Source organism: Weissella hellenica, assembly GCF_005405545.1.
Classification (GTDB): Bacteria; Bacillota; Bacilli; order Lactobacillales; family Lactobacillaceae; genus Weissella; species Weissella hellenica.
This window is the reverse complement of the sequence record NZ_BJEG01000002.1, coordinates 68,783-80,931: the sequence shown is the minus strand read 5'-3', so window position 1 is coordinate 80,931 and position 12,149 is coordinate 68,783. Positions and strand designations below refer to the sequence as shown.

The following is a 12,149-nucleotide window of genomic DNA, read 5'->3' as shown; positions in this document are numbered from 1 at the left end:
TGGATAAATTTACGACAGCATCACAATATAAACCCTCATCGCCATATTCGGCAACTAAAGCTGGTGCTGACTTGTTAGTGCGAGCTTGGGTGCGTTCGTTTGATTTACAAGCAACAATTTCTAATACGTCAAATAATTACGGTCCATATCAGCACATTGAAAAATTTATCCCACGACAGATTACAAATATTTTGAGCGGTATTCGACCAAAGTTATATGGTAATGGTCAAAATGTACGTGACTGGATTCATGTTTTGGATCATGTGGCTGGTATTTGGGCGATTTTAGAACGTGGTGAAATTGGTGAAACCTATTTATTAGGTGCTAATGAAGAATTAAATAATCTCACGGTGTTACAGATGATCTTGCAAAATATGGGGCGAGACAGTCAAGATTTTGATTTTGTTACTGATCGTCCGGGTCATGATTTACGTTATGCCATTGATGCCACCAAAACACAACAGGCGTTAAATTGGCAACCGCAATATACAGACTTTGCGGCAGGTTTGCAACAAACCATTCGTTGGTACCAGGATCATCAGAGTTGGTGGCAAGCAGACAAAGCAACGGTTGAAGTAAACTATGCAAAGCATGAACAATAATTATCAGCGTATTTTTGATACTGAAAAAAGTGTAAAATAGATACTACACAGGGAGGGTGAAAAATATGTCACAAATTAATTTAGGTGGTTCTGGTTTAATGGTACCCCAAATCGCATTAGGTGTTATGCGTATGGGTGATAAAACAGAGGCAGAAGCACAAGCAGTTGTTGAAACGGCATTATCAAAAGGCGTTAATTTTTTTGATACGGCTGATATTTATGGTAATGGGGCATCGACTAAGAGTTTGGCCAAAGCTTTGAAGGCTGTTGGTGCTAAGCGTGAAGATATTATATTGCAATCAAAGGGTGGTATTTTATCTGATGCTGGTCCAGTTGCAGATGATGGTATTTTGGGACCACGCTATGAATTTTCAAAGAAGCATATTATTGCTTCAGTCGATGCCGAATTGGCACGTTTAGAAACAGATTACTTAGATGTTTTCTTGTTGCATCGTCCAGATGTATTGATGCAACCTGAGGAAATTGCAGCAGCTTTCAATGATTTAGCACAACAAGGTAAAGTAAAACAATTTGGTGTTTCTAACATGAATCCATGGCAAGTGGAGTTAATTCAATCAGTTGTGGATCAAAAATTAGTGGCCAATCAGTTGCAATTTGGTGTAATGCACACGGGAATGGTTGATGCTGGCTTACATGTTAACATGAATGATAGTCGTTCAGTTGATCATGATGGCGGTATTTTGCCTTATTCACAATTGAAAAATATGACCATCCAAGCATGGTCACCATTCCAGTATGGTATGTTTGAAGGGCACTTTGTTGATAACGATAAATTCCCTGAATTGAATGCTAAGCTACAAGAAATTGCTGACGCACACCATTCAACTAAGAATGGTATTGCAGTTGCGTTTGTCTTGACACATCCAGCAAATATGCAGGTGATTTTGGGATCAATGACCCCAAGCCGTTTGGTCGAAATGATTGATGGTCGTGAGATTGCTTTGACTCATCAAGAATGGTACGACATTTACTTTGCAGCAGGTAATGATTTGCCATAAAAAATTAATTATGCGGTTTAGCATACATTAAAGCCCCCATAAGCTGGATATACTAGCTTATGGGGGCTTATTTAAAAGAATATTATTGTAGTGGATTAATATTTGCATTGGAATTCATAATTTTATTTTGTCTCAAACTAAAGATAAGGTTATAAAATGCACGCCATTCATTTTCAGAAGGCTTACTTTTCCACACAATTTGATGAATTGACAGTGTTGAATTTAAAGTATCGGTTAAATAAATTTCAGTATTATCAGTCACATTTTTATCAATCGTAATGTGTAGGTCACCTAAGGTGTTAAAAATATCGGAAATATAATCATTTAAAATGCGACCAGATGTAAAATCAATAACAATATGAACTTGCAAATCTGTATGACGCATTAATAATTTTGGTAGTACGACTAAACCGTAAATTTTATTAATTTCAGAAATTTCAACTGTATTAAATGGTGATGCACTCGTGTGTGCTACCATATCAGTAAATTCACTAATTAGATTATCGGCCTGTGAATTATTCATTGGGACTAAATTGGGACCTTGCTTTTTAGCGTAGTGAAATAAATCCGTTTTAAAAAAGGGGCTTAATATTCTAGCGTTAACAATGGCTAACTTGTTTTTTAAATCAGAAATATCAATATTTGTCCCTTGTTTTTCCAGTAGAAACGCAACATGTTGTATTTGTTGTTGCGTGATGACTTGATTAATAGTATTTTCTTGTATAAAATCTAAATGTTTGTTGGGTAAACTATAGGTTGTAATCAGAAAAGTAATATAATATCTAGTTGCTATCTCAGCATCTTCTTTTAAAAGATGCCATTTCTTATGCATGTGGTTCATAAACAAAAGTAGTTCATTTTGCGATGTTAATGTAACGAGATAAGAAAGATCACTTTTTAATAAAGGTGAGTTGTTTTTAGCTCGTAATAGATTAACTAAGCAAAAATATTGGAAATTTTTTTGCTGACTACGCGAGGGGTTAATATGCCAAACTAGCATCGCATAATTGGCAGTTTGTTTCATTTTAATGAAATCAGCATGTTGTGTTAAACTGTCGGGTGAAAAATCAAAGTATGAAAAATATACCAGGACAGTATGAATATAATAACGCATAAAAATTTCACTTTTTTTAAGGGACCTAATTTTTTCTAAACCAATTGCATTATTTAAATTCTTTTTAAGTCTAAAATATGTTGCAGCACTTATACCAACAGATTGTTGGAATTCTGAGTCAGACATATGATATATATTTAAAAAAGTATGCAAAAAAATCTGGAAAGGCAGTGAATTGTAAGCTTGTTTATTGATTATTTTAGTAACGACGGCATTATTAATGTCATCTGTGAATAAGCAATCATTTTCAAAAGCTAGCGTTATTTCTGGATATTGTTGCGCAATCACGACAGCATTTTTACTAACGATATTAGCTTTGTATATACTGATATCTAAAAAATCTGCTATTTCGTTCAATGTATGCGACGGTTTACGATGACTTTCAATGAATTCAAATAATTGAATGACAAGACGACGTTCTTTATCAATAAACGGCTTAAATTTTTCAATCATGACTGAGCCCCCCCTCTCTAGAATTTTTGAAATTAAAGTATAATTAAAATAAATTAATAAAAAAGCCATGTACTACCTATGATAGTGTAATTTAGGTTGCTTTTTTTGTAAAAACAAAACCATAACTATTGTATTTTTTATAATTAAAATAAAAGTTGATAGTTTTAAGTTTTGTTTATTATTTAAAAGTAAATTTAAAACGTAAAAGGGTGTTATTAAACGATAACAATTAATAAAAATATGAAAAAATTAACCACGATTTTAACAAGAATTTTCTTAGGGCTAACGTTAATAGTTGGCATTGGATATGCAGCTTATGAATATAATTGGTTTGGGATACATGGGTAAATTGTAAAAGAAATACAATCAAACAAAACGACCATAGATAAAACCCCCATTAAAAAAAGGGGTGATCGACAGACGATTATGCGTCGTTTAATGCGCGATACGCAACCCGATTTACAAAAACAAGGCTTTGTGAGTGTACCACAAGTTGGTATTTTAGAACCAATATTTGATGACGCTTATTCCAAAAAAGGGCTGAATGCAGGAGCCAATTATGCGAATCGAACGCAAAATGATCCACAAGGGAAGCAAACGCCAGTGATGGGGCAAGGTAATTATGGTTTAGCAAGTCATAATTTTGATGATGGATTAACAGGATTTAGTGGCTTGCAACAGCATTATAAAGATGATGCGCCCTATTTGGTTGATGGTCAGCGCCATGAAAATAAATGGTTAAATGGTAAGCCCATTTATTTGGCGAATGACAAAGGTATCTACAAATATAAAATTGCCAAACAAACTGTGGTAACGGCTGATGATGTAAGTGTGTTAGATCCAACTCAGTCGGCGCAAGTGACGATTGTTACTTGTCTATTTCCAAGTACGCAATATCGTATCATTACGACGGGCTATTTAACAAAAACATATACATGGGAAAAAGCACCTAGTCACGTTGTTCGTTACTTTGATTTAACAAAACAACCAACCAATGCGCATGCTGATTGGTTTAATCCAGGGACTGAAGAAGGTAGTAATGGGGATGCTGGTGGTACCACACATTAAGTTGCTTTACGACCTTAGCGTCAATACGTTATGATATACATGTACTTACTAATAGAAAGGCGGGAAGTCATGAAAGTATTAGTTATTGGGGCACACGGTAAGATTGGTCAAATTTTGACTAAAAAATTACATGATAGTAATGATTTTGAGGAAGTTGCAGGTTTGCGCACGGCAGAGCAAAGACATGCTTATGAAGAAGCTGGTGTACAAACAGTTGCGATTGATTTAGAAAAAGAACAAACTGACTTAGAAAAAGCCATGCAGGGCGTCGATGCTGTTGTATTTACGGCTGGTTCAGGTGGTAAAACAGGTCCAGAAAAAACCATGATGATCGATTTGGATGGTGCTATTAAAAGTATCAAGGCTGCTGAAAACGTTGGCATTAAGCGCTTTGTTATCGTTAGTGCCATCAATGCCAATAAACGTGAATTTTGGTCATATGGTCGTCACGACTTAGGCCCAACTGGCAACTTCTATTATGCAGCTAAGCATTATGCCGATTTATATTTGGAAAATAGTGAGTTGGACTACACGATTTTACGGCCAACGTTGTTATTGGATGACGAAGGTACTGGTAAAGTAACAGTTACGGATGATTTGGCAAAGGTCGCTTCACCAAAAATGAAGGTCCCACGTGCAGATGTTGCAGCAACTATTTTGGCTGTTTTGAATAATCAAGCTACTGTGCGTCATTCATTTGATCTGGATGGTGGGGACACACCGATTAAGGAAGCCATTGATGATTAGGCAGTTATCATAAAATAATGCTTGATTTTTATGTGAAAAATAAGTTAAGACCTGTTCTCGCTATGAAAGTGAGGACAGGTCTTTTTAGTGAAACTGCATTTTATATTTTGGGTGTGTAATCAACGTCCAGCGTTGCTAAGCGTTCTTTACCCCATGAGAACATCATTTCAATGATGGGCATGAGTGATTGCCCAGTAGACGTTAATGAATAAAAAACAGCTTTGCGATTTTTTATCAAATCTTCTTGACGAGAAACCAAGCCATCTTCAACTAATTCATTGAGTTGTTGCGACAAAACCTTGTGAGTAGCATGGTCCAGTAAATTCTGGATTTCCCCAAAGCGCATGGTGCCATCATGTGATAAATGGTAAATAATGACAATTTTATATTTACCTGAAAACATTGATAACGTGTATTCCTTGGCACAACTAAAATCCTTTTTTTGTATTTTTTCAATCGCATATTTTCTTACAATATCAGTCATAATTATCTCCTATTTGATATGAAAACTCATACGCACAAAAAAGTGCGTTATTGTGTTATGGTACTTTTAGGTATAAATTATATACCATAACCAAAGGAGGATGTTAATTATGACAAAAGAAGTTGCAGTTGTTGTAACAGATTTAGTTGAAGATGTTGAATATACTGACCCCGTTGAAGCTATTAAGGATGCAGGGCACAATGTAACAACTATCGGATTCGAAGAAGGTACTGTTGAAGGTAAGCACGGTACTAAGATTACTATTGATAAGTCAATCGCTGACGTAAAGCCAGAAGATTTTGATGCCTTGTTCATTCCCGGTGGATTTTCACCTGACCAATTGCGTGCAGACCAACGTTTCGTTGACTTTGCTAAGTCATTCTTGGCAAAGAACAAGCTAACAGCAAGTATCTGCCACGGTCCACAATTAATGATTCAAACTGGTTTGGTACAAGGTCGCACAATGACTTCATACCTAACTGTACAACCTGATTTGTACTATGCTGGTGCACGTATTGAAGATGAAGCTGTCGTTATTGATGGTAACTTGATCACAAGTCGTGAACCAAAAGATATTCCAGCATTTAACGAAGCAGTTGTTAAGGCTTTAGCATAAAATAAAAATATTCATATTATAAATGTTTATTAAATGAAAAACACGTGTTTGGTTCGTTCAAGCACGTGTTTTTTTGTATATCAGTCATTTTTAGTAAAAGTATCGCGATAAACCAAAGTCGGTGTGACTAACGTGATTTCTTGCGATTGATTATGAAAAGTTATCATGTCATATAGTTTGTTGAAACTAACCCTAACTAGGTAGTCAATATCAATATGAAATGTTGTTAAGGGTGGTTGTGTATAAGCTGCGCTGGGACTGTCATTAATACTGATGATAGACAAAGCTTGAGCCAATTCAGGATTAATCTCATTCAGGGCGTCTAAAACACCGATGGCAAGAGAATCTGATGCAATAAATAGGGCATCTAATGCTAAGCCGGTTTTTAGTTGGTTAGCAATTTCAGTCCCGATTTCACGGCCGCTAGAAACGGTAAAGTCATGTGCTTTGAACAGTAATTCATCGTTGTACAATCCCGCATCTGTCATGATGTTTTTAAAGTAATTTAACCGACTATCTAGACGAACAATTAAGTGACTAGGTGTGTTTACATCCCAGTATTGGCCAGTTACGATGCCAATATTTGTTAATCGTCGTTTGATAAATAAATTAACTGCTTTAGTAGTTGCGTACTCCAAATTGGGCTGTACAGAACTAAAGTGTTCAGGTTCAGGGTTACTATCAATAAATAGAATATGTGCGAAAGCTTGATGTAATTGCATAAGCTGATCATCATCAAAATAACCAACGGCAATAGCGCCATCAAACTTGGTTAAATTTTTGTTTTTAAGATCCTTAATAAAAGTTACGTCTATGTATTCATCCTTAGCGTGTTGAACAATGCTACGACGTAAATCGTAATAATAGACATCCTCAATTTCACGTTGCGGGTTTAACGCAAAAAAAACGGCAACTTGATAGGTTTTTTTAGTATCTGTCTGCGGTAATGGGTAATGTAGCTTTTTTGCAGTAGCCAATATTTTATTGCGCGTTGCATCTGATACGGAAAGGGCAGGGTCATGATTTAATAATCTAGACACAGTACTTTGTGAAAATCCAGATATCAATGCAATTTCTTTAATTGAAGCCATTAGATAATCCTTTTTATATGATAAGTAAATAAATTTACTAAATAACACTATACCATTTGATGAAACCGCTTACAATTAAAAGTAACGTTAACTAATAAAGATAAGGATACATTGAGGTTAATTATGACACAGATAAGGGAATTTATACATGGTGGTGATTATAATCCTGAGCAATGGCTAGACCATCCGGAAATTATTGCGAAGGACTTTGCGTATTTTAAAAAAGCGCACATTAATACCATTACAATCGGCATCTTTTCTTGGGCAAAATTAGAGCTAAGTGAAGGTGAGTACAATTGTGATTGGCTTGATGAAGTGTTTGATCGGGCTGAACAACAAGATATGCATGTCATTTTAGCGACGCCTAGTGGTGCGCGACCACGTTGGGTTGCTGAAAAATATCCAGAGGTATTACGCGTTGATCAAAATGGGCAACGTCATCTATTCGGTGAACGACATAACCATTGTTATACTAGCCCGGCTTACCGACAAAAGGTGCAAAATATTGATCGAAAGTTGGCAGAACGATATGGTCAGCGTAAAAGTTTGATTTTATGGCACGTTTCAAATGAGTTTGGTGGTCAGTGCTATTGTGATTTATGTCAGGCAGCATTTCGTAAATGGGTACAAGATAAATATCAAACTTTAGATAACTTGAATCAGGCTTATTGGGCGACATTTTGGAGTCATACGTATACAAGTTGGAATCAAGTGGTAGCACCTTCACCACGTGGCGATGAAAACTTATTGGGGCTTAATTTGGACTGGCATCGTTTTGTGTCAGAACAAACAATTGATTTCTTTGAGGCGGAAGCACAAGTGTTACGAGAAGTTACGCCGAATATTAAAATTACAACAAATTTCATGGGTGGTAATCCAGATGATGAGCATGTGTTCTTTGATTTAGATTATCAAAAGTTTGCGCAACACGTTGATGTTATTAGTTGGGATTCATATCCAAGTTGGCGTAGTGATGCTAAAACAACCACTGCATTAGCAATGAATACGGCTGTGATGAATGATGTCATGCGTAGTTATAAGCATGCTAATTATATGATCATGGAAAGTACACCGTCACAAGTAAATTGGCATCCGATTAATCGACCAAAGGCGCCGGGCATGCATCGTATGGGTGTGTTGCAAGAAATATCGCATGGCGCAAATGCCATTAATTATTTTCAACTACATCAATCACGTGGTTCATCTGAAATGTATCATGGGGCTGTGATTGGCCATGATTTGAGAGATGATACTCGGGTTTTTAAAGAGGTTACCAAGGTTGGCGAAAATTTAATTTCATTACAACCAGCATTAAATACAACTGCTCGACAGGCGAAAGTCGCAATTGTTTATGATTATGACAATATGTGGGCACTGAGTGATGTACGTAATTATGCAGGTGAAACGATTAAATACTGGCGCACAATTCAAGAACAATACCAATATTTTTGGGAGCATGATATTCCCGTTGAATTTATTAGTACACAAGATGATTGGTCTGTTTATCAATTAGTTATTGATCCAATGCATTTCTTAATGAGTAGGGATTTTGCTAATCAATTAAATGAATATGTTGCGCAAGGTGGAGTACTGGTCGGATCGTATATTTCAGGTCAGGTTGATGAACGTTACCTAGCTTATCTTGGTGGTTGGCTAAAACCATTACATGAGGTTTATGGTATTGAGCCAATTGAGACAGATACTTTATATCCAAGTCAGCTAGTTGGGGTTGCTGATGAAAATAATCAAACGCAAGCCCATGACTATACAACAATTATGGAATTAGATACAGCCGAAGTGTTGGCACGTTATACCAGTGATTGGTATGCGGATTCGCCAGCGGTAACGATGAATTCATTTGGTAAAGGAACGGCATATTATGTTGGTGCCCGTTTTGATCAAAAGTATTTAGCTACTTTCTATGAAAAAATCGTAACTGATTTGCAATTAACGTCAGTAATGCCTATTGAAAAAACAACAACGGCCGTTCATGTGAATAGACGTGAAGATGATACACAAACATATTATTTTGTTCAAAATTTTGCAGATGAAGCAGCAACGATAACCATTAAAACTCCAGTTATTGATATTTTGACAGGTAAAGAAATATCAGTCGGTAAGCATCAAATGGTGGCATATGATGGTCTGGTATTAGTGAAGAAAAATTAACGGAGAAATAAGAGATGAATAGGACAAGTTATAAGGAGCGAATTAGTTTCGCTCTGGGGAATTTAGGTCATTCCGCATTTTATGGGGCATTAAGTACTTACTTTATTGTGTATGTGACATCAAGTATGTTTTCTGATTTAGCACCTTCTGTTGCCGATAAATTAATTGGTTTAATTACATCATTAGTTGTGATTATTCGTTTAGCTGAGGTGGTATTAGACCCGATTTTAGGGAATATTGTTGACAATACGCAATCTAAATATGGGAAATTTAAGCCTTGGTTAATGATCGGTACGATTGTTAGTGCAATTCTGTTAATTGTTAGTTTTACAGGATTGTTTGGCTTATCAAAAATTAGCCCGTTATTATTTGCGATTTTATTTGTCATTGTCTTTGTGGCATTAGATATTTTCTATTCTTTCAGTGACGTTGCTTATTGGGGGATGGTACCAGCTATTTCTGAAAGTAGTGCGGAACGTAGTGTATTTACAGTTTGGGGTAGTTTCACAGGAACTATTGGTTGGAACGGCTTAACAATTATTGTGGTGCCAATTACAACCTACTTTACTTACTTAGCGACCGGTAAACATGAGCAAGGTAGCGCAGGATGGTTAGCGTTTGCCGTTATTATTTCATTAATTGCGATTCTATCTGCAGCAGCAACTGCATGGGGAACCAAAGAAAAGAACAACGTTATTCGTGAGTCGGCAAATAAAGAAAAGACATCAATTAAAGATGTGTTCCTTGGAATTGCACATAACGATCAAATGTTATGGACGTCATTGTCATATCTATTGTATTCAGTTGCGTATGTGGCAACAAATGGTGTTTTATTCTATTATTTCAAGTATGTTTTGGACAAACCAAACCAATTCTGGATTGCCGGTGTGGTTGCTACTATCGTTAGTTTCTTTACAGCACCATTATTTGGTATGTTAAATAAGTTTGTGACACGTAAAGTTTTGTTTAGTATCGGCCAAATTTGTATGATTTTGGCTTATGTTATATTCTTAGTAGCCCATGACAATCCAACATTGGTAACAGTAGGATTAGTATTATTCAACTTTAACTATGCACAACTAGTGACGGTCTTAACATTGACAGACGCTATTGAATATGGTCAATTACAAAGTGGTAAACGAAATGAGGCGGTCACATTATCAATTCGACCACTGTTAGATAAAATTTCAGGGGCCTTTTCAAATGGGATTGTTGGATTTATTGCTGTGACAGCTGGTATGACTGGATCAGCAACTGCCAAAGATATGACGGCAGGGAATATTCATACTTTTGAATTGTTCTCATTCTACACACCATTAATTTTGGCTGCAGGATCATTGCTTATTTTTTGGTGGAAAGTAAAATTGTCTGAAAAGGCGCATGCACAAGTTGTTGTTGAGTTAGAATCAAAATTAGCAACTGAAGGCGGTGTTACAGCATCAACAAATGTTGTCACACAACAACAGTTAATTAGTGCACCAACTAGTGGGGTTATCACATCATTAGCTGAGTTAAATCGCGCACAACCGGCATTAGATTTGTTTGATGGTACAGGTTATGTGATTCAACCAAGTGATAATAAGGTTTATGCACCATTTGATGGTAAAATTCGTTTTACATTTTCAACACAGCATGCTTTTGGGATTGAATCTGAAAATGGATTAGCTGCAATTATCCACGTTGGAATCGGGACTGTTAACTTGAGAGGTGCTGGCTTTGACTTACACTTCGTTGATGGTCAAGAAATTCATCAAGGTGACTTGTTGATGAATTTTGATCGTCAATTGTTTGAAGCGAATGGTTATGCGGATACAATCGTGATGTTCTTTGTTGACCCTAAGCGTATTCAAAATTTTGAATTTGATGAAAAGCATGTACAACATGGGGATGAATTACAACCTGTTTCTTTTAAATAATTAAGATAAAACATCTTGAAAATTATATTTTCAAGATGTTTTTTAGTGTGAAAAGCTGGTTTTTTAATATCTAAATAATTATCCGTCATGAAAAATATTGTTATGTTTTATAAAACAAAGTAGCATGTGAATATAACAAATAACATAGAGGATGATTTAATGAGAACTAGTAAGCGGCCTATTAAGTCGGCAACGACGGGCAAAAAATTAGTTGATGACTTGAAGCCTTTTGGAAAATTAATTCAAACAACCTATCGTCAGGATAGTTTATTATCTAAATCCCAGTTAGCAAAATTTAGTCAAACTAGTCGGGTAATGTTAGGCGCCATCCAAAACAAAGTAGACACAAAATTAGTTCAGCGTCCATTGGATATGACTGCAATTACTTATCATCATGATCGGCGCCTCATGCAATTGATGGTTATGTTACCTAGTGGTGAACGGTATCGGGTGTATGAGTTTGTTGAAAAATTGAATCAGTTGTTATTAGGAGAAATAACTGAGGAAATTTTTTATCAGTATCAGCAACCTAAGATATTTGAAAAAAGTTCACCAAAGAATATTGGTGATAAAACAAAACGAGCCAACCAAACGCTGAAACAACGTTTGCGGCAACTAACTGAAAGTAAATTACAATTAACGCAGCAATATCAACAATTAAAAGTAGCATTAGCACAAAAGGAAATGGTATTGCGTGAACAAATGTTACTTAATCAAGAATTGACACAAAAATTACAAATATTATGCGAAACGAACGCAACATATCAATTTAAAATAAAGAAACAACAACAAGAAATGGGGGTTATTCGTGAGCAAGTCCGTAAAAACAGACAAAAATAAAGCAAAAACAACGCACGCAGTTTAAGTTAG

The 12,149-nt window shown here is 35.9% G+C and carries 11 protein-coding genes; 8 read left to right on the top strand and 3 right to left on the bottom strand.

Going from position 1 to position 12,149, the window contains the following annotated elements; translation table 11 throughout:
- A partial coding sequence (locus FFM61_RS09045) for a dTDP-glucose 4,6-dehydratase (RefSeq protein ID WP_240005960.1) occupies positions 1-602 on the top strand: 602 nt, incomplete at its 5' end.
- Positions 603-667: 65 nt separating this feature from the next.
- Positions 668-1,621, top strand: coding sequence for an aldo/keto reductase (locus FFM61_RS02515; RefSeq protein ID WP_074427064.1), 954 nt, complete (start codon positions 668-670; stop codon positions 1,619-1,621).
- 82 nt (positions 1,622-1,703) lie between these two features.
- On the opposite strand, the gene FFM61_RS02510 is transcribed toward FFM61_RS02515, so the two are convergent.
- Positions 1,704-3,188, bottom strand: a complete 1,485-nt coding sequence (locus tag FFM61_RS02510; protein WP_074427065.1) for a hypothetical protein — start codon at positions 3,186-3,188, stop codon at positions 1,704-1,706.
- 426 nt (positions 3,189-3,614) lie between these two features.
- On the opposite strand from FFM61_RS02510, the gene FFM61_RS02505 reads away from it, so the two are divergent.
- Complete coding sequence (locus tag FFM61_RS02505; protein WP_083194440.1) at positions 3,615-4,256, top strand: class A sortase; 642 nt, start codon at positions 3,615-3,617, stop codon at positions 4,254-4,256.
- A 69-nt stretch (positions 4,257-4,325) separates the two neighbouring features.
- Complete coding sequence (locus FFM61_RS02500) at positions 4,326-5,003, top strand: SDR family oxidoreductase (protein WP_074427066.1); 678 nt, start codon at positions 4,326-4,328, stop codon at positions 5,001-5,003.
- A gap of 100 nt (positions 5,004-5,103) precedes the next feature.
- Here FFM61_RS02500 and FFM61_RS02495 read toward each other — a convergent pair whose 3' ends face one another.
- Positions 5,104-5,487 (bottom strand): winged helix-turn-helix transcriptional regulator, encoded by a 384-nt coding sequence (locus FFM61_RS02495; protein WP_074427067.1) that lies wholly within the window; start codon positions 5,485-5,487, stop codon positions 5,104-5,106.
- Between the two features lie 109 nt (positions 5,488-5,596).
- Between FFM61_RS02495 and FFM61_RS02490 the strand changes: the two genes are divergently transcribed.
- Complete coding sequence (locus FFM61_RS02490; RefSeq protein ID WP_074427068.1) at positions 5,597-6,103, top strand: type 1 glutamine amidotransferase domain-containing protein; 507 nt, start codon at positions 5,597-5,599, stop codon at positions 6,101-6,103.
- An 80-nt stretch (positions 6,104-6,183) separates the two neighbouring features.
- On the opposite strand, the gene FFM61_RS02485 is transcribed toward FFM61_RS02490, so the two are convergent.
- On the bottom strand, positions 6,184-7,194 hold the full coding sequence (locus FFM61_RS02485; protein ID WP_074427069.1) for a LacI family DNA-binding transcriptional regulator: 1,011 nt from the start codon (positions 7,192-7,194) through the stop codon (positions 6,184-6,186).
- A gap of 123 nt (positions 7,195-7,317) precedes the next feature.
- Here FFM61_RS02485 and FFM61_RS02480 point away from each other — a divergent pair, with 123 nt between their 5' ends.
- The 3 genes from FFM61_RS02480 (at position 7,318) to FFM61_RS02470 (ending at position 12,119) form a co-directional block, all read left to right on the top strand.
- Entirely contained in the window at positions 7,318-9,363 is a 2,046-nt protein-coding gene (locus FFM61_RS02480) for a beta-galactosidase (RefSeq protein WP_074427070.1), read from the top strand.
- A gap of 14 nt (positions 9,364-9,377) precedes the next feature.
- Positions 9,378-11,279 carry a sugar MFS transporter gene (locus tag FFM61_RS02475; RefSeq protein ID WP_074427071.1) on the top strand — a complete coding sequence of 634 codons (1,902 nt, stop codon included), beginning with the start codon at positions 9,378-9,380 and terminating at the stop codon, positions 11,277-11,279.
- Between the two features lie 159 nt (positions 11,280-11,438).
- A complete protein-coding gene (locus tag FFM61_RS02470; protein ID WP_074427072.1) occupies positions 11,439-12,119 on the top strand; it encodes a hypothetical protein in 681 nt (226 codons plus the stop codon).
- Positions 12,120-12,149 lie beyond the last annotated feature (30 nt).

Coding starts and splice junctions, on each gene's coding strand:
- FFM61_RS02495 (WP_074427067.1), bottom strand. CDS start 5,487: ATGACTGATATTGTAAGAAAATATGCGATTGAAAAAATACAAAAAAAG.
- FFM61_RS02515 (WP_074427064.1), top strand. CDS start 668: ATGTCACAAATTAATTTAGGTGGTTCTGGTTTAATGGTACCCCAAATC.
- FFM61_RS02470 (WP_074427072.1), top strand. CDS start 11,439: ATGAGAACTAGTAAGCGGCCTATTAAGTCGGCAACGACGGGCAAAAAA.
- FFM61_RS02475 (WP_074427071.1), top strand. CDS start 9,378: ATGAATAGGACAAGTTATAAGGAGCGAATTAGTTTCGCTCTGGGGAAT.
- FFM61_RS02480 (WP_074427070.1), top strand. CDS start 7,318: ATGACACAGATAAGGGAATTTATACATGGTGGTGATTATAATCCTGAG.
- FFM61_RS02510 (WP_074427065.1), bottom strand. CDS start 3,188: ATGATTGAAAAATTTAAGCCGTTTATTGATAAAGAACGTCGTCTTGTC.
- FFM61_RS02485 (WP_074427069.1), bottom strand. CDS start 7,194: ATGGCTTCAATTAAAGAAATTGCATTGATATCTGGATTTTCACAAAGT.
- FFM61_RS02505 (WP_083194440.1), top strand. CDS start 3,615: ATGCGTCGTTTAATGCGCGATACGCAACCCGATTTACAAAAACAAGGC.
- FFM61_RS02490 (WP_074427068.1), top strand. CDS start 5,597: ATGACAAAAGAAGTTGCAGTTGTTGTAACAGATTTAGTTGAAGATGTT.
- FFM61_RS02500 (WP_074427066.1), top strand. CDS start 4,326: ATGAAAGTATTAGTTATTGGGGCACACGGTAAGATTGGTCAAATTTTG.